At 75.1% G+C, this 20,247-nt stretch carries 17 protein-coding genes; 12 read left to right on the top strand and 5 right to left on the bottom strand.

Translation table 11 applies throughout. The features are described 5' to 3' along the window. Positions 1-20 precede the first annotated feature (20 nt). Positions 21-1,427, top strand: coding sequence for a condensation domain-containing protein (locus tag PVK74_RS09025; RefSeq protein WP_187692816.1), 1,407 nt, complete (start codon positions 21-23; stop codon positions 1,425-1,427). 16 nt (positions 1,428-1,443) lie between these two features. Here the strand turns inward: PVK74_RS09025 and PVK74_RS09020 are convergent, their stop codons facing one another. Then, positions 1,444-2,646, bottom strand: a complete 1,203-nt coding sequence (locus PVK74_RS09020) for a cytochrome P450 (RefSeq protein WP_043323260.1) — start codon at positions 2,644-2,646, stop codon at positions 1,444-1,446. A gap of 10 nt (positions 2,647-2,656) precedes the next feature. Continuing rightward, entirely contained in the window at positions 2,657-3,820 is a 1,164-nt protein-coding gene (locus PVK74_RS09015; protein ID WP_274478792.1) for a nucleotide disphospho-sugar-binding domain-containing protein, read from the bottom strand. A 193-nt stretch (positions 3,821-4,013) separates the two neighbouring features. Here PVK74_RS09015 and PVK74_RS09010 point away from each other — a divergent pair, with 193 nt between their 5' ends. Further along, positions 4,014-5,180, top strand: coding sequence for a cytochrome P450 (locus PVK74_RS09010; protein WP_064445596.1), 1,167 nt, complete (start codon positions 4,014-4,016; stop codon positions 5,178-5,180). Positions 5,181-5,187: 7 nt separating this feature from the next. Here the strand turns inward: PVK74_RS09010 and PVK74_RS09005 are convergent, their stop codons facing one another. Beyond that, the gene (locus PVK74_RS09005) at positions 5,188-6,051 is read right to left on the bottom strand and encodes a TauD/TfdA dioxygenase family protein (protein WP_064445597.1); all 864 of its coding nucleotides are present in this window, start codon (positions 6,049-6,051) and stop codon (positions 5,188-5,190) included. Positions 6,052-6,212: 161 nt separating this feature from the next. Between PVK74_RS09005 and PVK74_RS09000 the strand changes: the two genes are divergently transcribed. The 6 genes from PVK74_RS09000 to PVK74_RS08975 all read left to right on the top strand — a co-directional run bounded on the left by PVK74_RS09000 (position 6,213) and on the right by PVK74_RS08975 (position 13,523). Then, the gene (locus tag PVK74_RS09000; RefSeq protein WP_274478791.1) at positions 6,213-7,238 is read left to right on the top strand and encodes a methyltransferase; all 1,026 of its coding nucleotides are present in this window, start codon (positions 6,213-6,215) and stop codon (positions 7,236-7,238) included. 244 nt (positions 7,239-7,482) lie between these two features. Continuing rightward, positions 7,483-8,502: a polyprenyl synthetase family protein gene (locus PVK74_RS08995; RefSeq protein ID WP_210882484.1), complete on the top strand. Its 1,020-nt coding sequence runs from the start codon at positions 7,483-7,485 to the stop codon at positions 8,500-8,502. Then, a complete protein-coding gene (locus tag PVK74_RS08990) occupies positions 8,499-9,536 on the top strand; it encodes a UbiA family prenyltransferase (protein ID WP_064445599.1) in 1,038 nt (345 codons plus the stop codon). The genes PVK74_RS08995 and PVK74_RS08990 overlap by 4 nt, the downstream gene beginning before the upstream one ends. Then, complete coding sequence (locus PVK74_RS08985) at positions 9,533-11,233, top strand: prenyltransferase/squalene oxidase repeat-containing protein (protein ID WP_274478790.1); 1,701 nt, start codon at positions 9,533-9,535, stop codon at positions 11,231-11,233. Before PVK74_RS08990 ends, PVK74_RS08985 begins: the two co-directional genes overlap by 4 nt. After that, the gene (locus tag PVK74_RS08980) at positions 11,230-12,501 is read left to right on the top strand and encodes an FAD-dependent oxidoreductase (protein WP_274478789.1); all 1,272 of its coding nucleotides are present in this window, start codon (positions 11,230-11,232) and stop codon (positions 12,499-12,501) included. The genes PVK74_RS08985 and PVK74_RS08980 overlap by 4 nt, the downstream gene beginning before the upstream one ends. Then, positions 12,498-13,523 (top strand): histidinol-phosphate transaminase, encoded by a 1,026-nt coding sequence (locus PVK74_RS08975; RefSeq protein ID WP_274478788.1) that lies wholly within the window; start codon positions 12,498-12,500, stop codon positions 13,521-13,523. The genes PVK74_RS08980 and PVK74_RS08975 overlap by 4 nt, the downstream gene beginning before the upstream one ends. Here the strand turns inward: PVK74_RS08975 and PVK74_RS08970 are convergent. Continuing rightward, entirely contained in the window at positions 13,428-14,429 is a 1,002-nt protein-coding gene (locus PVK74_RS08970) for a 2-hydroxy-acid oxidase (RefSeq protein ID WP_274478787.1), read from the bottom strand. The two genes, PVK74_RS08975 and PVK74_RS08970, sit on opposite strands and share 96 nt — an antisense overlap. 15 nt (positions 14,430-14,444) lie before the next feature. Beyond that, positions 14,445-15,383, bottom strand: a complete 939-nt coding sequence (locus PVK74_RS08965; RefSeq protein ID WP_064445604.1) for a 3-oxoacyl-[acyl-carrier-protein] synthase III C-terminal domain-containing protein — start codon at positions 15,381-15,383, stop codon at positions 14,445-14,447. Between the two features lie 71 nt (positions 15,384-15,454). Between PVK74_RS08965 and PVK74_RS08960 the strand changes: the two genes are divergently transcribed. The 4 genes from PVK74_RS08960 (at position 15,455) to PVK74_RS08945 (ending at position 20,239) form a co-directional block, all read left to right on the top strand. Continuing rightward, complete coding sequence (locus PVK74_RS08960) at positions 15,455-16,651, top strand: glycosyltransferase (RefSeq protein ID WP_274478786.1); 1,197 nt, start codon at positions 15,455-15,457, stop codon at positions 16,649-16,651. Positions 16,652-16,699: 48 nt separating this feature from the next. Next, on the top strand, positions 16,700-17,677 hold the full coding sequence (locus tag PVK74_RS08955; RefSeq protein WP_210882509.1) for an ATP-binding cassette domain-containing protein: 978 nt from the start codon (positions 16,700-16,702) through the stop codon (positions 17,675-17,677). A gap of 23 nt (positions 17,678-17,700) precedes the next feature. Beyond that, positions 17,701-18,465, top strand: a complete 765-nt coding sequence (locus PVK74_RS08950; RefSeq protein ID WP_030499122.1) for an ABC transporter permease — start codon at positions 17,701-17,703, stop codon at positions 18,463-18,465. 121 nt (positions 18,466-18,586) lie between these two features. Then, positions 18,587-20,239: a class I adenylate-forming enzyme family protein gene (locus tag PVK74_RS08945; protein WP_420800518.1), complete on the top strand. Its 1,653-nt coding sequence runs from the start codon at positions 18,587-18,589 to the stop codon at positions 20,237-20,239. The last annotated feature ends 8 nt before the right edge of the window (positions 20,240-20,247 follow it).

Below are 20,247 nucleotides of genomic sequence, written 5' to 3'. Positions count from 1 at the left end.
CCCGTTGCTCTCATTGACCGGTGTTCGCGCAGACGGTCCAGGCCCACGTTCCCGTCGCGTTCGCCGGGCCGGGCGCCGGCGTCGCGCCCCTGACCTGGGGGCAGAAGGCGATCATGCAGGACATGCGGGAGACCGGCTGGACGCACAACGTCAGCGGCGCCCACCCGGTGCCGCCGGGCGTCACGGTCGAGCAGGTGGCGGCCGAGTTCGCCGCGCTGATGGCCCGGCACCCGGCGCTGCGGATGCGGCTGGGCGAGGGCGACGGCGGTCCGTGCCAGGTCGTGTCGGCCACCGGCGAGACGGTCCTGGACGTGGTGGACGTGCCCGACGACGCCGACCCGGCCGACGTGGCCACGTTCGCCTACGACCTGGGCCACGCCCGCCTGCTGAGCCACTACGACCTCTACCGCGACTGGTCGGTGAAGATGGCGGTGATCCGGCACCGGGGCGTCCTGGTGCACCGGGTGCTCACCATCGACCACCTCGTGGTCGACGGCACCGCCACGTCGCTGCTCCTGGCCGATCTGGGCCTCGCCGGCCGCCCGGTCCGCCGGGTCGCCGACCCGCGTACCGTGCAGATCCTCGACCTGGGCCGGCGGGAGGAGACGCCGCCGCTGCGCCGGGTCAGCGACCGGGCCGTGCGGCACTGGGCGGAGCACCTGCGGGACATCCCGCCGCTGACATTCGGCGAGCCGGCCGCCGGTGGGCGCCGGGGGCACCGGTACTGGCACGGCCGGTTCAGCTCACCGGCGGCGTACCTGGCGGTGCGGGCCATCGCGGCGCGGACCCGCACCGACACCTCGCGCGTGCTGCTGGCGGTCATCGCGGTCGCGATCGGCCGGGCCACCGGCGTCAGTCCGCTCACCGCCAAGCTCATCGTCGGCAATCGGTTCCGGCCGGGCTTCGCCGAGGCCATCGCCCCGCTGAGCCAGAACGGCGTGCTGCGCGTCGACACCGCCGACACCACTGTGGACGAGGTGGTGGCGCGTGCCCGCCGGGCCGCGGTGTCGGCCGGGAAGTACGCCTACTACGACCCGGCGCAGCTCGCGGAGGTCTCCGACCGGCTGGACACCGAACGCGGATACCCGGCCCGGATCAGCTGCCGGATCAACGACCGGCGGGTGGCCACGCGGCAGGCGGCCGACGTCGGGCTGCACGACGACCCGGTGACCGCCGAGCGGATCCGCCGCCGCGCCGACGAGACGTTCCTGGTCTGGGACGGCCCGCTGGACCACCTGCCCGAGCAGGTGTTCATCACCGTCGAGGACCAGCCGGAGACGGTCTACCTCCAGGTCATCTTCGACTTCGGCTGCTTCACCGAGGAACAGGCGGAACGGCTGCTGCGCGGCGTGGAGGAGGTGGCGGTGGAGGCGGCCCTCGACCCCGCCGCCCCGACCCGGGTGGTCCCGGGATCGGCGGACGGCTGACCGGTCACAGAGCCGGTCACGCGTCCCAGGTCACCGGCAGCGACTCCAGGCTGCGCACCACCAGACCAGGCCGGAACCGCAGCTGCGACTCGTCGACCGCGAGCCGCAGCCCGGGCAGCCGGCGCAGCAGGCCGCCGAGCGCCTCCTGGAGCTCCATCCGGGCCAGCGCCGCGCCGAGGCAGTGGTGCGGGCCGGCGCCGAAGGCCAGGTGCGGGTTGTGCGCGCGGGTCAGGTCGAGCGTGTCCGCGCCCGGGAACACGGTGGCGTCCCGGTTCGCCGACGCGATCGCCGGCAGCACCGCGGCGCCGGCCGGCAGGCGTACGCCACCCAGCTCCACCTCCTCGGTCGTGACGCGGGGCAGTAGCACCCCGTTGTCGCCGAGCTGAATGAAGCGGGACAGCTCCTCGACCGCCCGGGCCACCGCGACCGGGTCGTCGCCGCGCAGCGCGGCCAGTTGCTCGGGGTGGCGGGCCAGTACGAGCAGGAACAGGTTGAGCTGGTTGGTGGTGGTCTCGTGCCCGCCGACGAAGATGCCGGCGGTGACCGAGACCAGCTCCCGCTCGGTGAGGTCGTCGTGCTCGTCCCAGACCGCGATGAGCGCGCTCATCAGGTCGTCGCCGGGCTCGCGGCGGCGCTGCTCGATCAGCTCGCGGAACGCCTCCAGCGCGGCCCGGGGCGCCTCCGGGTCGGCGTCCCAGTCGCCGACGAGCGCGTCCGACCACTGACGTACCCGCTCCCGGTCCCGCTCGGGGATGCCGAACAGCGTGCTGATCACGGAGATCGGCAGCGGACCGGAGACGTGCGTGATCAGGTCGGCGGGCGGACCCGCGGCCACCAGGTCGTCGATCATGGCGTCGACGAGCGCCGCGACCCTGGGGCGCAGCTCCTCCACCCGGCGGACGGTGAACGCGTGCGACACGGCCCGGCGCATCGTGGTGTGCCGGGGCGGGTCCATCCCGATCAGCGAGTCCTCGGCGAGCGAGCCCAGCTCCCGGGTCGGGCGGTTCGGGCCGGCCGCGGCGGCCCGGCTGAACCGCTGGTCGGTGAAGACGCGGCGCACGTCGGCGTGCCGGGTGGCCAGGTACGCGCACGCCCCGTCGGGCAGCTCGACCCGGGCCACCGGGCACGTCTCGCGCATCCGGGTGTAGTCCGGCGACGGGTGGTAGATCGTCGGAGCCGGCGCGAGCGGGTACGGGATGGCCGGCGGGTCCTGCGTCATCTGCGACTCCTCAGATCGGGCCGCCCCGGGCCAGGGCGGCGAGCGTCGGCACCAGGTCGGCGGGGGTGGGCATGGCGTGGACCCGGTCGCGCATCAGCGCCGCCGCGCGCCGCCACGGGCCGTCGGCGATCAGCTCGCGGACGAGGTCCCGCACCGCGGCGGCGGTGGCCTGCTCGCGGGTCAGCCAGGCGCCCGCGCCGGTGGCCGCCAGCCGTTCGCCGTTGAAGTGCTGGTCGCTGACCTGCGGCAGGACGAGCTGCGGCACGCCGTACGCGAGCGCGGTCATGGTGGTGCCGGCCCCGCCCTGCTGCACCAGCGCGGCGCAGGTCGGCAGCACCAGCCGCATCGCCAGCGGCCCGTCGGCCAGGCGGACCCCGGCCGGCACCGGCCCCAGCGCCTCGCGCTGGCGCGGCTCGACCACGACGACGACCTCCACGTCCGGCCCGGCCACCGCGTGGATCACCCCGGCCAGGTCGAGCCGGTCGTCCAGGCCCGCGCCGGCCATCATGGTGCCCGCCGTGACGCACACCCGGGGCCGGTCCGCCGGGCGGCGCAGCCAGGGCGGCAGCACGGCCGGGCCGTTGTACGGCACGAACCGCACCGGGCGGCCGGGACGCCGCGTCGGCACCTGCATCGGCGGCGGCACCGGGTCGAGCGTGAGCACTCCGTCCAACGCCACCTCGGCGGCGGCGAGCCCGAACCGGGCGGCGAGCGGCCCGACCACCGACTCCGGGTCGAGGCGCAGCGTGGTCGAGGAGTCCGGCCCCCACAGGTTCAGCACGCCGGGTACGCCGAGCGCGGCGGCGGCCACCGGCGCGGCCAGGTTGAACGGCTCCCAGAGGATCAGGTCCGGCCGCCAGGACCGGCCGAAGGAGACCAGCTCGTCGAGCACGGCGTCGGCGAAGCGGACCACCCCGCCGTCGGCGGTGATCGCCGGCTCCAGGGCGTCCGCCGTGGCGGGCCCGTCGAGCGGCGCCACCGCGCCGATCCGGCCGGCGAACGCGGCGGCGAAGTCGACGTCGGCGCCCAGCGGCACGGCGGCGAGCCCGGCCGAGCTGATCGCGGCGACCATCGAGGGGTGGCTGGCCACCCGCACCTCGTGGCCGGCGGCCTGGAGCGCCCAGCCGAGCGGGACCAGGCTGTAGAAATGCGACCGCCAGCCCCACGTCGACATCAGAATTCGCAGAGCCGCAGTCAAATCCCACCAATCCGCGCGTGAAACGGCAGTCCTGGCCAACCGATGCTAGGTGATGGAAGCGGTACGCGGAAGGTCGCGGACGACCGCAATGGATATTGACGCCGGGCTAACCGATGCTGGAGTCTTAGCCGGTGCCCGAGGTGGACCGCGATCGGCAGGCGGTGGTGCGTTGAGCGTCAATTCCGGGTTGCGTTCCTATCCGTTCGAGCCATTCACCGGCGATCTTCCGGCCGAGCTGCTGGAGATGGTCGTGACCGAGCCGGTCAGCCGGGTGCGGCTGCCCGACGGGCGGGCCGCCTGGCTGGTGCTCGGCTACGAGCAGTGCTGCACCGTGCTGGCCGACCCCCGTTTCTCCCGGCTTCCGCTCGGCGCCACCGCGACGCCGGACGGCGGCGGTCCCCGCGAGTTGAACATGGACGGTCCGCCGCACGCGGCGGTGCGCCGGGTGGCCGCGCGCGCGTTCACCGCCCGCCGCATCGAGACGTTCCGTCCCCGGGTGCAGCGGCTGGTGGACGAGCTGGTCGAGGCGATGCTCGCCGGCCCGCGCCCGGCCGACGTGGTGGCCGGGCTGGTCGCGCCGCTGCCGGTGTTCGTGGTGTGCGACGTGCTCGGCGTGCCGGCCGCCGACCGTCCCCGCTTCTACGCCTGGATCGAGGGGCTGAACTCGGTCACCGCGTACGGCTCGGCCGACGCCGCGACCGCGCAGGCCCAGCTGCGGGACTACCTGGCCGGTCAGCTCGCGCGTAAGCGGGCCGAGCCCGGCGACGACCTGCTCTCGGCCTGGGTCCGCGGCACGCACGAGCTGGCCGACGCCGAGCTGGTCGAGCTGGCCATGGGGGTGCTGCTCGGCGGGCTGGAGATCAACTCGACGAGCGCCGGCCTGCTCGCGCTGTTCCGGCACCCGGAGCAGCTGGCCAAGCTGCGCGCGGCACCGGAGAAGCTTTCCGCGGCCACCGACGAGATCCTGCGCTACACGTCGGTGAGCGCCATGTTCCGGGTGCAGGTGGTCCGGGAGGACCTGGTCCTCGGCGGCGTCGGCATGCGCGCCGGGGACTGCGTGATGGCGGTCCCGTGGGCCGGCAACCGCGACCCCCGGTTCTTTCCCGAGCCGAACGTCTTCGACATCGACCGCAGGCCGGACGCCCCGCATTTGACCTTCGGCTTCGGGCCGCACTTCTGCCTCGGTACGGCGCTGGGCCGGATGCAGGTGGAGCTGTCGCTGGGCGCGCTGCTGACCCGGATGCCGGCGCTCGCGCCGGCGGTGCCGCCGGCCGAGATCCCGTGGCGGCACGACCGGATGAACGGCGGCATCGCCTCGTTCCCGGTGACCTGGTGAGCGGCGGTCAGTAGCTCTCCACCGCGTTGACCCGGCCCGGCCAGTAGCGCTCGCCGGGCGCGGGCGCGTAGTGCTCCCAGCGCGGCGGGTTCCCGGTCGGGTGGTCGCCGAGCACGGTGATCCGCTGCCCGCGGCGCAGTCCCTCGTAGTCGTTCACCGCGTAGTGCTGGGTGACCCGGTTGTCCCAGACCGCGACGTCCCCGGTCCGCCAGCGGTAGCGGCAGGTGAACTGGGGACTCTCGGAGAAGGCGAACAGGTGCTCCAGCAGCGCGTCGCTCTCGTTGCGGGTCAGCTGCGGGATGTGCGAGGTGAACAGCCGGTTGACGTACAGCGATCGACGCCCGGTCTCCGGGTGCACCCGGACCACCGGGTGTTCGGCCCGGCTGGTGAACTCGGTGCCGATCCGGATGACGTGGATGGCGGTCAGCCCGTCGACCAGGTCACGCATCGGCGCGGAGAGCGCCTCGTAGACCCGGCACTGGTTGGTCCACATGGTGTCGCCGCCGACCTCGGGCAGCTGGACCAGGTGCAGGATCGAGGCGATCGGCGGGCTCTGGTGGAACGTCATGTCGGTGTGCCAGACGTCGACCTTGCCGCCGTCGGCGGAGTCGATGACGACGATCTCCGGGTGCCCGTCCAGCCGTGGCAGATAGGGGTGCAGCTCGACCTCGCCGAAGCGGCGGCCGAACGCCACGTGTGCGGCCGGCGTCAGCCCGGTCTGGCCGGCGAGGAAGACCACCTGGTGCTTGAGCAGCAGGTCGTGGATCAGCGCGAAGCCCTCGTCGGTGAGCGTGTTGAGGTCGATGCCGTGAACCTCGGCGCCCAGCGCGCCGGAGACGAGCCGGACCTCGGCCGCGATGGATGTGGTCATCGATGATCCCTCCGGTCTGCGCGCCACGGCTGGTCCGCGAATTGTTCCACGTCAGTGAATGTCCTCACCAGCCGTCGTCGTTGACTCACCCGGCGTACGCCTGGAACCATTCGGTGCCGGCGGGGGCGGCGAGGCCGGCCCGCGACGTGGAGGAGGCGCGGGTGGCGATCGATGCCCCGATCGAGGGTGACGCGGCGGAGCGGCTCGACCGGCTCACCGACCTGGCCACCCCGTTCGCGGTCCGTACGGCGGTGACCCTGCGCGTGCCGGACCTGATCGCCGACGGTGTCACCGGCCTGGCCGAGCTGGCCGGCGCCGCCGGGGCCGACGCCGCCGCGCTGGGCCGCCTGCTGCGCTACCTCGCGCACCGGGGCGTATTCGTCGAGGTGTCGCCGGACGTCTTCGGCCTGACCGACGTCGGCGAGCTGCTCTGCGACCGCGAGGGCGGTGGCCTCGGCGCCTATCTGGACCTCGGCGGCCTCGGCGCGCGGATGGACCTGGCCTGGGCCGGTCTGCCGCACGCGATCCGCACCGGCGGGCCCGGCTACCGCGAGGTGCACGGGCGGGACTTCTGGGCCGACCTGGACGCGCACCCGGACCACCGGGCCTACTTCGACGCGCTGATGCTCAGCCAGCAGCGGTTCACCGCGCCGGAGGTCGCGGCGCTCTACCCCTGGCGCGAGGCGGGCCACGTGGTGGACGTGGCCGGGGGCGCGGGCGGGCTGCTGCGGGAGGTGCTGGGCGCCCATCCGCACCTGCGGGGCACGCTCGTCGACCGCCCCGAGCCGGTGGCCACCGCCGCCGCGGCGTTCGCCGAGTGCGGCCTCGCCGACCGGGTCGAGACCGTGGTCGGGGACTTCTTCGCCCCGCTGCCGCCCGGCGCCGACGTGTACGTGGTCTCGCGCGCGCTCACCGACTGGAGCGACGCCCACGCCACGGCGATCCTGCGGCGCTGCGCCGAGGCGGCCGGAGCGGCCGGCCGGGTGCTCGTCATCGAGGTGCTGCCGACGGTGCCGCACGTGCCGCACCTGTCCGCGTACGACCTGCGGATGCTGGTGCTCGTCGGCGGCCGGGAACGCGGGTTGCCCGAGTTCGCCGCGCTGGCCGCCGCCGCGGGCCTGTCGCCCCGGCGCACGTACCACGGCGCCGACGGGCTCACGCTCATGGAGTTCGCCGCCGGCGCCTGAGGGCGCGTCGCACCTGTCCGGTGCCGTCCCGTGCGCCCGATCATTGACGTATATGCATCGACATGGCGGCCCTGGGTGGAAGGGCGGTTTTCTCTGGGCATCGGTCAATGTGCTGAGAAATGCGGTCACGACATTTGCCGCCACCCATATCCGCTCGCATTTATCAATGGTTGTTCGCGGGGAGGGCGGCCGGTAACGTCTCGCGTGGCGACTAGCCGATCCCTCGCGAAAGGGTCGACGCGTCATGACGGTTGCTGGCTCCACGCGATATCCGCCCTTCATCGACGACCTCGCCCGCAGCGAATCGGGACGGCTGCTGCGCGCCGAACTCGGACGGCGGTGGCCCGAGACACCCGACCAGCTCGACGCGATAGTGCGCTACGCGCTGCTGCCGGCGGGCAAGATGCTGCGCCCGATGATGACGCTGCACGCGGCCGAGGCGGTCGGCGGATCTCCCCGCGACGCGCTCGCCGCCGCGCTCGCCACCGAGTACCTGCACGTCGCGACGCTCGTGCACGACGACATCATCGACGCCGACACGCTGCGCCGCGGCCGCCCCGCGGTCCCGGTGGCGTACGGCATCCCCGGCGCCATCGTGGCCGGCGACCACCTGATCTTCCACGCCTTCCGGGCCGTCGTGGAGGGCGCTCCGGACACCCCCGCCGGCCCGGTCGTCGCCGCGGTGGCCGCGCTGGCCGAGGCGGGACAGGACCTGTGCCGGGGGCAGGCGCTGGAGGCGCGGCTCGTCGGCGACCTGGACGCGGGCGCCCGCTGGTATCCGGAGATGATCCGGCTCAAGACCGGCGCGCTGTTCCGCGCCGTGTGCGAGATCGGCGCGCTGCTCGGCGGCGCGGACCAGCCGGTTGCCGCCGCGCTGGCCCGGTACGGCGAGCACCTCGGGATGGCCTTCCAGATCCGCGACGACCTGCTGTCCTATCTGGCCACCCCGGAACAGACCGGCAAACCGGCGTCCAGCGACCTCAACAACGGCCGCCCCACCCTGCCGCTGCTGCTGGCGTACGACGCGGTCACCGACGCGACCCGGGTGGAGCTGCTGGCGGTGCTGCACCGGCGCGGCGCCGGTCCCGGCGACGTCGAGTGGGTCGCCGCGCTGCTGCGCGACGTCGGCGCGGTCGACGGCGCCCGCCAGCGGATGGTGGGGCACGCCGAGCGGGCCCGCGCCGAGCTGGCCGTGCTCACCCCGTCCGCGGGCGCGGACGTGCTCACCGGCATCGCGGCCTGGATGACGAGCGGGACGGCGTGAGCACGGCCGCCGCCGTGCGGGCACTGCGGGCCCACGTCGAGACCTGGCGGCCCTACACCCTCTGGTACGTGGGGCTGGTCGGCCTGGCCGGCGCCGCCGTGGCCGGCGGCCCGCACCATCCGTGGGTGCTGCTGTCGGCCTGGGCCGCGCCGACCGCCGGCTGGCTCGGCGGCCACTATCTCGGCGACTACTTCGACAGGCACCTGGACGCCGGCAGCAAACCGCACCGGCCGATCCCCTCCCGGCGCCTCGGCGCGGGCACCGCGCTCTGGTGCGGCTGGGCCTGTTTCACGCTGCTCGGCGTCCTGGCCGTGCTGGGCGGGTGGGGCACCACCGCGGCGGCGCTGCTGGCCGGGTGCGGCATCGTCGCGTACAGCAGGTGGTTCAAGGCCCGCGGCATCGCCGGAAACCTGGTCCGGGGCGCGCTCGGCGCGGTCGCGCTCGTCTACGGCGCGCTCGCCGCCGGCCTCGCCCCGGACCGCGCCTCGGCGACGCCGGTGCTGCTCGCGCTCGTCGTCGCGTTCTGGTCGCACGACGCGATGTCCAACCTGGTCGGCGCGTTGCGCGACATCGACGGCGACCGCGCGGGCGGTTACCGGACGCTGCCGGTGGGGCGGGGCGTGCCGTTCGCGGTGCGGACCGTGCTGGCGCTCTACGCCGTCGCGATCGCCGCCGCCGTGGCCGCCGGACTGCTCGCCGGCCGGGACGCGCGGACCGCGTACCTGATCACCGTGCTCGTGGTCCTGCTGACCGGCGTGGTGGCACTGGCCCCGCTGGTGCGCCGGCGCGGCGGCATGCCGGTCGTGGTGGCGCTGCGCGCGCACTCGGTCCTGGTGGTGGAGCGGGTCGCGCTGGCCTCCGCGGCGGTCGGGCTGGGCCTCGGCGTCGCCGTGCAGCTCGCGCTCGCGCTGCCGATGGTCGCGCTGACCTGGGTCGCGCAGCGCGCCATGCGTGCCCGGCACGAACTCGGTCCGCCGGTCGCGGGCCTGACCCTCGCCACCCGCAGTCGAGTACCGGTGGAGGACGCGCCATGACCACTGTGACCACCGAGGCCGTCGGGAAGGCCGTCACCGCCGGCGCGGAGGCGCTCCTGCGCCGGCGCCGCCCCGACGGCGCGTTCGGCGACGACCCGCCCGCCTCGGTGCTGGGTACCGCGGGCGCGGTGGCCGCGCTGCACGCCGCCGACCCGTCCGGCTGCGCGGACCTGGTCGGCGCCGGAACCGCGTGGCTGCGCCGGCAGCAGCACGACGACGGCGGCTGGGGCGGCGTGGTGGGCGCCGGCACCGAGGTCGTGCCCACCGCCGTCGCGATCGCGGCGCTGGCCCTGACCGCGCCGGCCGACAGCGCCGGGGCGATCGCGGCGGGCCGGACCCGGCTGGCCGCGCTGGGCGGCGTCGACACCGTCACCGACCCGGCCATCTCCTTGCTCTGCCGCCAGTTGCTCACCATGGCCGGGATGACCGCCGAGGCGGGCCCGCTGCGCCGGCTGCCACTGGAGATCGTCCTGTTCGACCGGGTACGCCGGCAGCGCCTGTCGTTCCGTACCGCGCCGTTCATCGGGCTCGCCCTGATGCAGGCCGACCTGCTGCCCACCGGCCGCCTGCGCCGGGCCACGCTGGGCCGGGCCCGGCCGGTGGCGCTGCGGCTGCTGCGGTCCATCCACGACCACGAGGGCGGCACCGGCGCGCTCAGCGAGGACCCGTGGCCGGCCGCGCTGGTGCTGCTCGGCCTGGCCCGCAGCGGCGAGGCGCCGGACATCGCCCGCGCCGTCGTCGGCTGGCTGCGCCGGGCGGTGCGCCCCGACGGCGCCTGGGACGCGGTCACCAACCTGGACCTGACCCGGACCGGGTACGCGGCGACCGGGCTGATCGCGGCCGGCTACGCCGACGACCCCCGGCTGCGCGCCACCCGGGAGTTCCTCCACGCCGGCCGCAAACCGGAGGCGTTCGAGGTGCTGGACGTGCCGCCGGGCGGATGGAGCTACTCGAACGCGCGCGGCTGGCCGGTGACGCTGGAGTCCGCCGAGATCCTCTCCGCGCTGGCCGGCTTTCCCGGGGCCGACGCCGACCCGGTCCTGCGCGACGGACTGGCGTGGCTGGTCGGCCGCCAGGACAGCCGCGGCTCGTGGAGCCTGTGGGTCCGTGACACCCGGCTCGCCAACGACGGTCCGTGCCCGGCCATCACCAGCCAGGCGATCCTCGCGCTGCACGACGCCGGCCACCCGGACGACCATCCGGCGATCGCCCGGGCGGCGGCCTGGCTGCTGACCCGGGCCGCGCCCGACGGCACGTTCGAGAACCTCTGGTACCGCGACCACACCTCCGGCACCGCCGTCGTGGTCGCCGCGCTGTCCCGGGTCGGGCACGCCCGGCACGAGGTGGTGCGCCGGGCGGCCCGGTGGCTGCGCGACACCCAGTTGCCCGACGGCTCGTGGGGGCCGGGCGACGGCACGGCGGGCTCGGTCGAGGAGACGTCCTGGGCCGTCCAGGGTCTGCTCGCCACCGGCGACCCGGACGCCGCCGGGGCGGTGGACCGGGGCGTGGCCCGGCTGGTCGCCGCCGCCGGGCCGGACGGGAACTGGCCGGCGGCCCGGGTGTGCAACTACATCCGCCACCACATGCGCTATCCCAACGCCGTGATCACCCAGGCGCTCGCGCTGCGGGCACTCGGCGAGTACCGCCGGGCCGCCGCCGCGCGGCCGGACGTGGCGCCGCCGGCGGTGACCCGATGACCCCCGACGTGGTGGTGGCCGGCGCGGGCGCCGGCGGCCTGGCCTGCGCCCGCGCGCTCGGCGCGCTCGGCCTGCGGGTGCTGGTGCTGGACCGGCAGCGCACCCCGGCGTCGATCGCCAAGGGCGAGATCCTGCAGCCCGAGACGGTACGCATCCTCGACTCCTGGGGCCTGCTGGACGCCCTGCGGGCCACCGGCGCGCGCCCGGTCGGGCGGCTGGCCATCCGCGACCCGGCCGGCGAGCCGTTGCTCTGCCTGGACTACGCGGGGCTGCCCGGCGCGTACCGGCAGATCCTCTGCGCCGACTACGGCGACCTGCGCCGCGTGCTCACCGACCGGCTGCCGCCCGCAGCGCGCATCCGGTGGGGAGCGCGGGTCACCGGCGTCCTGCGCGACAGCGACGGGCGCGTCGGCGGCGTCCGGTTCGTCGCCGACGGCGCCGAGCAGGAGATCCACGCGCCGCTGGTGGTCGCCGCCGACGGCATGTCGTCGCCGCTGCGCCGCGGCGCCGGGATCGCGGTCCGGCGCCAGGAGTACCCGCACGGCCTGGTCGCCTTCGACGTGGCCGGCGCCGACGTGGCCGAGGAGGTGTCCGCCTACCGCACCGGCCGGGGACTCTGCCTGGTCTACCCGCTGCCGGGCGGGCGGTGCCGCCTGTACGCGCAGGTGACGCCGGACGAGTTCCGGGGGCGCGTCGACCTGGGCGCGTGGTGCGACCGGCTGCTCGCCGACGTGCCGGCGATCCGCCCGCTGGGCGCGGCGTTGCGCGCGAGCCTGGACCGGCGCCAACTGCTCGCGGTCTACCGGCTGCGCAGCGCGCGCCTGGCCGTGCCGGGGCTCGCGCTCGCCGGCGAGGCCGCCCACGCGGTGCACCCGATGGCGGCGCAGGGCGTCAACAGCTCCCTCGGTGACGCCGAGACGCTCGCCGCCTGCCTGGCGGCCGAGGGCGGCGCGCCGGAACCGGCGGCGGTGGACCGGGCGCTGCTCGCCTTCGAGGCGGCGCGGCGGCCCCGCCTGGACCACGTCGCGACGGTCAGCCACAACGCCTCCCGCATGATCACCGCGGTGTCCGGGCTGCCGAAGCTGCTCGGCGCGCGGATGATGCGCCGCACCGCCGCCAACCCCCGCCTGCTCGGGCTGACCGCCGGCAACCTCTCCGGCACCGACGTCCGGCCGCTGTCCGCGGTCGACCGGATGTACCAGCTCGGGCTCCTGGCCGACCGGCGAGCGCACACCCCGCCGGTCCCGTCGGAAAGTGAGCGACCATGACGCCTGGCACCGCCGTCGGGACGCACCCGCCGGCCGACCTGTCCATGAACGAGACCCCCTACCCGCCGCTGCCGGGGGTGCGGCGGGTGGTCGCCGACGCCGCCGCGACGCTGCAGCGCTACCCGGACCGCACGTCGGCGGCGCTCGTGGCCGCGCTGTCCCGGCGGCTCGGCGTCGGACCGGAGGCGATCCTCGTCGGCCCCGGCTCGGCCGGACTGTGCCAGCACCTCGTGCAGTCCCTCGGGCCCCGGCCGGACGTCGTCCACCCGGCCCTGTCGTTCGAGGGCTACCCGCTGATCATCGGCAACGCCGGGGCCCGCGCCGTGCCGGTGCCGATGGACGGGTACGGCCACGACCTGCCCGCGATGGCGGACGCGGTGACCGAGCGGACCCGCTGCGTGCTGCTGTGCAACCCGAACAACCCGACCGGGGCGGCGCTGCGCCGCGACGACGTCGAGGCGTTCCTGGACCGGATCCCGGCCGACGTGCCGGTCATCGTGGACGAGGCGTACCGCGAGTTCGTCACCGACCCCCGCTCGCCGGACGGAATGGACCTGTACCGGGCGTACGACAACGTCTGCGTGCTGCGCACGTTCTCCAAGGCGTACGGGCTGGCCGCGCTGCGCGTCGGGTACGCCGTCGTGCCGCCCCGGCTCACCCGGGCCGCCGCGCTCACCGGGGCGGTGTTCTTCCCCTCCGCGCTCGCCCAGGCGGCGGCGGTGGCGAGCCTGACGCCGGAGGTGGACGCGGAGCTGACCCGGCGGTGCACGGAGCTGGTGGCGGAGCGTACCCGCCTGGTCGGCGCGCTGCGCGGCCTCGGGCTCACCGTGGCGCCCAGCGAGGCCAACTTCGTGTGGCTACCGCTGGGAGAGCGGGCCGTGCCGTTCGCCGACCGGGCCCGGGAGACCGGCATCCTGGTCATGGCGCTACCCGGCGCCGGGGTCCGGATCACCGTCGGTTCCCCGGAGGCGAACGAGCGGCTGCTCGCGTTCGTCCGCGCGGCGCTCGCCGACGGGCTCTGACCGGCCGGCCGGCGCCAGCGCGACCACGCTCAGGTAGTTCAGGCCGGGCTCGTAGTCGGCCACCACCACCGGCCGGGGCCGCGCCGCGTCCCCGGCGAGACGGTCCAGCAGCGCCCACCAGACCCCGGTGGACGGCTGCCTGCGCGGCCCGGTCGTCACCGCGGCGCCGCCGTGGCCGGGCCACACGGCGGCCAGGTCCGCGCCGAGCACGACCGCGACATCGGTACGTCCGGCCGTCAGCTCGCCCACCTCGGCCGCCGCGAGCGCGGCCACGTCGCCGGCGTCGACGTCCACGTGCTGGCGCAGCGCGGTCACCCGCGCGCCGCCGCCGAGCCCGATCAGCTCGGGACCGCCGGCCGCACCATCGCTGTCGCCGCCGGTCGCGCCGTCGTCGGCGAGCGCGTCGTAGAGCATGGCCACGGCCCGGTGGCGCGCCGGTACGGGCACCGCCGCGTCGTACGGCAGCACCGCCTGCTCGACGGTGAGCACCAGGGCGCGGCGGCACCCGTACGCGCGGGCGATCCGCAGCCCGGTGAACGCCGCCGCCGAACCCTGGTCGCAGAGCGCGAACGACATCGGCGTGCCCGGGCAGACGTGACTGAGGTACGCCGCGGTGGCCCGCCCGGGCAGCATGTCGTGCACGGCGAACGCCAGCACGAGCAGGTCCACCGGCTCCTCCGGCGGCACGACGGCGGGGATCAGCTCGGCGGCCATCTCCCCGTACGACTGGCCCAGCGCCGCCGCGGGCGCGTCGAACAGGCCGGCGGGCACACGCAGCCCGTACGGCCGGGTCAGGTCGGCCAGGTAGCCGGCGGCGCGCTCGCGCAGCACGGGGTCGCCGAGCAGCGCGGCCGGACCGGTGAACGTGCGCCGCGCGGCCCGCAGCAGGCGGAGTCCGGTCTCCATGGTGGCCTCCGCCGCTCAGTGCTCGAAGACCATGGCGGCGAACGTCGCGCCGTCCCCGGCGCCCACCGCCGCGACCAGATAGCGGTCACCGGGCCGGAGCAGGTCGCGCTGCCGGGCGGTGCGGTAGTTGACGAACGCGTCGGCGCAGAACACGTGCCCGGTCTCGGTGACGTTGTCCAGCAGCACCCGGTCCAGCGGCAGCCCGATCAGCCGGCACAGCCGCTTCCAGGTCATCAGGTTCACGTTGTGCGGCAGCACCAGCCGCAGCTCGGACAGCGTCGTGCCGGACCGCTCCAGCGCCCGGCCGATCACCTCGGCCAGCGCCGGCCGGTACGCCCGCTGGAACCGCGCCGGGGACTCGCCGCCGGCCACGTCGAACTCGCCCCGCTGGTGGCAGGCGTACGCGAGCAGCCGGTCCCGGCCGCCACCGGCGCTGAGCAGGCAGGCCGAGGCGCCCTCGCTGAACACCGACGTCTCCGGGATGAACTGGGCGTCACGGGTGAACGCCTTCTCGCCGGTCAGCACCAGCGCCAGCGGCGGGCCGTCCGGCGTGTCCGGTTCGGACGCGAGCAGCCGCCCGGCCACGTCGATCGCGGCGAGCGCGCTGGCGCAGGACTGCTGGGTGAGCGTGAACGCGAGCGCGTGGCCCAGCCCGAGCGCGCGGCACACCTCGTGCAGCGGGTTGACCGGGTAGGGGGTGACCACCGGGAAGGCCCGCCCGTACACCACGAACCGCACCCGCCGCCGCAGCGTGTGCAGCGCGGTGAGGCCGTGCGCGGCGCGCAGCAGCAGGTCGGTCAGGGACAGCCCGGGGTCGCGGCGGACCTCGGTCAGGCCGTGGAAGCGGCGGAACAGGCGCACCTGCATGTCGCTCAGGCCCAGTGGCGCGGCCAGGCTCTCGACCGGCACCCGGCGCTGCGGCAGGAACACCGAGACGGCCTCGATGGCCGTCATGCGCGAACCGTCACGACACGGATCAGATCAGTGACGCCGATGGATGTCAACGCGCGTGCGATCATATCGACGTGGCTCGCTTCCTGTTCGTCGTCCTGCCGGTGGAGTCCCATCTGAACGCGCCGGTCGCCATCGCCCAGGAACTGGAGGCGGCCGGGCACGAGGTGGCCTGGGTCGGGCCGCGCAGCGATCTGCGCCCGCTGGTCGGCCCGGACGCCACGCTGTTCCCCACCGGCAAGCGCTACTACCGCCCCGACGACGCGGCCGGGATGGCCTCGGTGCGCAGCCTCTGGGAGGGGCACGTGCTGCCCGCGAACCGGTTCATCCGCGACGCCGCCGACGCCGCCGTCGAGCGGTACCGGCCGGACGTGGTGGTGGCCGACCAGTACGCGCTGGCCGGCGCGCTCGCCGCGCACCGCCGCGGGCTGCCGTGGGCGACGTTCTGCGTCGGCATGCTGGAGCTGACACCGCCGACCGAGGAGATGCCCGAGTTCACCGGCTGGGTGGACGCCCAGGTCCGCCGCGTGTGGGCGATGACCGACCTGCCCGTGGACGAGACGATCGACCTGCGCTTCTCGCCGTACCTCGTGATCGGCCTGACCACGACGGCGCTCACCGGCCCGGCGCCGCTGCCGCCGGGCTGCGTGCTCACCGGGCCGGCGCTGGGACGGCGGCCGAACGCGCCCGCGTTCGCCTGGGAGGCGTGGGATCCCGGCCGCCGGCACGTGCTGGTCACGGTCGGCACGATGGCCGAGCACCTCGCCGCCGACTTCTACCGGCGGATGACGGCGGCGACCGCGCCGCTCGCCGACCGGGTCCAGGTGATCCTCACCGCCGGCGCCGGACTGGTGCCCGACCCGCCGCCGTACGTGCTCGTCGCGCCCCGGGTGCCGGTGCTCGAGCTGATGCCCCGGCTCGACGCCCTCGTGTCGCACGGCGGGCTGGGCACCGTGTCCGAGGCGCTGGCCCACGGTGTGCCGGTGGTGGTCGCGCCGATCCGGCACGACCATCCGGCGGTGGCGCGGCAGGTGCGCCGGGCCGGCGCCGGACTGGAGGTCTCCTTCGGCTCCGCGACCCCGGCGGAGCTGACCGCCGCGCTGAGCGCGGTGCTCGACGAACCCGCGTACCGGGCGGGAGCGCGCCGGGTGGGGGAGTCGTTCGCGGCGGCCGGCGGCGCCCGCGCGGCGGCGGCACGTCTCGCCGTGTTGGCACGCACGGCTCCCGACACTGACGCATCGACCGTTGTCCAACCGTCGGGGCCGAACTAGCCTGACCTGACGCACCCGCGCCGGCGTCGCGCCGCACGAGGAGGCTCGATGATCGAGGCCACCGGCCTACGCAAGTCCTTCCGGGTCGGACGTGGCCGCGGCGCCACCACTGTCGAGGCGGTACGCGGCGTCGACTTCGCGGTCCGGCGCGGCGAGATCGTCGGATTCCTCGGCCCGAACGGCGCGGGCAAGTCCACCACGCTGCGGATGCTCGCCACGCTGATCCGGCCCAGCGGGGGAGCGGCCACCATCGCCGGGGTCGACCTGCTGCGCTCGCCCGCGCAGGTGCGGCGGCGGATCGGCTTCGTGGCGCAGGCCAGCGGCACCTACGACGACTCGACCGCCCGGCGGGACCTGGTCCTCCAGGCCCGGATGCACGGGCTGTCCAAGTCGGTGGCGCAGGAGCTGGCCGCCGGGGCGATCCGCGCGTTCCAGCTCGACGACTTCGCCGACCGCAAGATCAAGACGTACTCGGGCGGGCAGCGCCGCCGCCTCGACGTCGCGCTCGGCGTCATCCACTCGCCGCAGGTGATGTTCCTGGACGAGCCGACGGCGGGGCTCGACCCGCCCAGCCGGGTCCGGATGTGGCAGGAGGTACGGCGGCTGCGCGAGGAGGGCATGACCATCTTCCTCACCACGCACTACCTGGACGAGGCCGACAGCCTCTGCGACCGCGTCTCGATCATCGACGCCGGGCGGATCGTGGCCGAGGGCACCCCGTCGGCGCTCAAGCGCGAGATCTCCGGCGACGTGGTCGCCGTCGACTTCGCCGCCGCCGACGTCGCGGACGAGACCGGCGGCGACCTGCCGGCCGCGACGAAGCTGCTGGCCGAGGCGCCGTACGTGCACGCGGCCGAGCCGGTCGACGGCACGCTGCGGCTCTACGTCGACAGCGCCGCCACGGCCATCCCGCAGGTCATGCGGGCGCTCTACGACCGGGGCATCGAGCCCGGCGCGATCGAGGCCCGCCGGCCCAGCCTCGACGACGTGTTCCTGGCCAAGACCGGCCGGTCGCTCGCCGAGTGACCGGACGCCGAGAGGAGTACGGCGTGAAGCTCGTCCGCGACACCTGGCTGATCTTCCAGCAGGAGGCCGGCCTGATGGTGCGCAACCCGGTGATGGTGGCGTTCAGCCTGGCCCAGCCGATCACCTACCTGATCCTCTTCGCGCCGTTCCTCAAGGTGGTGATGGTCGACCGGGGCGCCTCGACCTACGCCGACGCGTACCGCATCTACGTACCCGGCCTGTTCGTGGCGATGGGCCTGTTCGGCGGCCTGTTCGCCGGTTACGGGCTGCTCAGCGCGCTGCGCGCGGGCATCATCGACAGGTGCCGGGTGACGCCGGTGAGCCGGACCGGCCTGCTGCTGGGCCGGGCGCTGATGCACGTGTGCCTCAACGTGGTGCAGGCCATGGTGGTCACGCTCGTGGCGCTGCCGTTCGGCCTGCGGGTGCACCTGGCGAACCTGCTGGTGTCGTACGCGCTGCTGTCGGTGATGGTGCTGCTGAGCACCTCGATCTCGTACGACATCGCGTTGCTGGTCCGCAACGAGAACAGCCTCGGCGTGCTGGTGAACACCGTCGGGCAGCCGGTGTCGCTGCTGGCCGGCGTGCTCATCCCGCTCGTGCTGGCGCCGATGTGGATCCAGCGGGTCGCGGTGTGGAACCCGTTCGCCTGGGCCACCGACGGCATGCGGGCGCTGTTCGCCGGCCAGATCACCCAGAGCGTGGTCTGGCAGGGCGCGCTCATCATGTCCGGGCTGGCCGCGGCGAGCCTGTTCTGGTCGTCGCGCCTGTTCAACCGCGACGTCTCCTGACCGAGCGTACATCGAGCATTGTCTCAGCGTGGCGGGCGCTCTAGCCTGATCGTGTCCCCGCCCGGCGGCCGGTACGCCGCCGGCGCGGCCGTGACGTGTGTCAGCTGAGGAGGCGACTCGTTTGGGTGCCGACAACTTCCGCGCGACGCTGGCGGCCGACATGGAGCTGGGCGCGGGCAACGTGCTGCTCCGGCTGGCCGAGCACGGCGCCGACATGGACATGCCCCGGGTGACGTTCGACGTCGACGTCGACGGCATCCCCGCCTGGACGCCGCTGTCGCTGGCCACCCTGACCGAGCGGGTCGCGGCGCGGGCGGCGTGGTTCCGGGCGCGCGGCGTCCGCCGGGCCGACCCGATCGCGGTGTACGTGACCTCGGCGCCGGACGTGTTCCTCAACTTCCTGGCGCTGACCTGGCTCGGCGCGATCCCGGCGCTGATGAACGGCAACATGCCGATCGAGCTGGCGGCCGAGTTCGTGCGGCGGCTGCGCGCCGCCGGGGTGGTGGTCGACTCCGACCACGCCGCCCTGGCCGGGCACGACCTCGGCGCGCCGGTCCTCGGCGACGCGGCGCAGACCGGCGCGGGCGACCCGGCGCAGGCCCCGCCGCACCACCGGCACCACCCGCAGGACCCGGTGGTCATCACCCACTCCTCGGGCACCACCCGGGTGCCGGCGGCGATCGTCCACTCGCACCACGGCCTGTTCGCCGCGATCCGCGCGGTCCGGCTCACCGAGTCCCGGCCGTACGGCGAGGTGCGGGAGATGTCCGCGCTGCCGGCCGCGCACGCCGCCGGCATCATCACGCTCAACCAGGCGCTCTGCAACGGCTACCAGTTGCTGTGCCTGTCCGCGCAGGGCGGCCCGTTCGCGCGCAGCGCCGAGACGATCCTCTCCGCGATCGAACGGTGGCGCCCCACCGGCGTCTTCGGCTTCGCGGTGACCTGGTCCGAGCTGGCCCGGGTCGACCTCACCACCCGCGACCTCAGCTCGGTGCGCAACTGGTTCAACACCGGAGACTGCGCGCACGAGTCGCACGTACGCCGGCTGGTCGCGGTCGGCAGCCATCCCACGTACACCCGCGACGGCATGGTGGACGCCCCCGGCTCGAAGTTCGTCGACATGCTCGGCTCCACCGAGATGGGGCACGGCGCGTTCCGGATCACCCACCGGCTGGGCAGCGACCGGTACGACCGCTGTGTCGGCAAGCCGTACCCGTTCGCCGAGATCGCGCTGCTCGACGTGGAGACCGGTGAGGAGGTAGCGCCGGGGCAGGTGGGGCACGTCGGCCTGAAGTCGCCGACGCTGGCGCTCGGGTACTGGAACGACTCGGTCACCACGTACCGCACCCGGCTGGGCGGTTACTACCTCACCGGCGACCTGATGTACCGCGACGAGGCCGGCGACTACCACCACGTCGACCGGGCCAGCGACGCGGTCGACCTGGGCGGCGGGACCTGGCTGTACACCGCGCTGTCCGAGGAGCGCGTCCTGCGGCACTGCCCGGACGTCCGTGACTGCACTGTGGTCGCGGCGGCGGCCGAGGACGGCACGACCGTCACCGACGTGCTGCTCCTGCTCGCCGAGGACGCGGATCCGGCGCGCGACCGCACCGACCGGGTCCGGGCCGCGCTGGGCCCCGCGGTGGCCGCGACGCTGCGCCGGGTGGTGACCGTGCCGGACGGCGACGTGGTCATGGGACCCACCGGCAAGGTCCGCAAGTTCCTGATGCGACAGCGCCTGCTCGCCGGCGCCGCGGCGCCCGGCGCCGGCTGAGCGGGGGA

The organism is Micromonospora chalcea (assembly GCF_028768405.1).
GTDB lineage: Bacteria > Actinomycetota > Actinomycetes > Mycobacteriales > Micromonosporaceae > Micromonospora > Micromonospora chalcea.
This window is presented reverse-complemented; position numbering and strand designations above follow the sequence as displayed.

Excerpts from the sequence above, each read along its gene's own strand:
- PVK74_RS09020 (WP_043323260.1), bottom strand. The coding sequence starts at position 2,646 with ATGACGCAGGACCCGCCGGCCATCCCGTACCCGCTCGCGCCGGCTCCG.
- PVK74_RS09015 (WP_274478792.1), bottom strand. The coding sequence starts at position 3,820 with ATGTCGACGTGGGGCTGGCGGTCGCATTTCTACAGCCTGGTCCCGCTC.
- PVK74_RS09005 (WP_064445597.1), bottom strand. The coding sequence starts at position 6,051 with ATGACCACATCCATCGCGGCCGAGGTCCGGCTCGTCTCCGGCGCGCTG.
- PVK74_RS08995 (WP_210882484.1), top strand. The coding sequence starts at position 7,483 with ATGACGGTTGCTGGCTCCACGCGATATCCGCCCTTCATCGACGACCTC.
- PVK74_RS08985 (WP_274478790.1), top strand. The coding sequence starts at position 9,533 with ATGACCACTGTGACCACCGAGGCCGTCGGGAAGGCCGTCACCGCCGGC.
- PVK74_RS08980 (WP_274478789.1), top strand. The coding sequence starts at position 11,230 with ATGACCCCCGACGTGGTGGTGGCCGGCGCGGGCGCCGGCGGCCTGGCC.
- PVK74_RS08975 (WP_274478788.1), top strand. The coding sequence starts at position 12,498 with ATGACGCCTGGCACCGCCGTCGGGACGCACCCGCCGGCCGACCTGTCC.
- PVK74_RS08970 (WP_274478787.1), bottom strand. The coding sequence starts at position 14,429 with ATGGAGACCGGACTCCGCCTGCTGCGGGCCGCGCGGCGCACGTTCACC.
- PVK74_RS08965 (WP_064445604.1), bottom strand. The coding sequence starts at position 15,383 with ATGACGGCCATCGAGGCCGTCTCGGTGTTCCTGCCGCAGCGCCGGGTG.
- PVK74_RS08955 (WP_210882509.1), top strand. The coding sequence starts at position 16,700 with ATGATCGAGGCCACCGGCCTACGCAAGTCCTTCCGGGTCGGACGTGGC.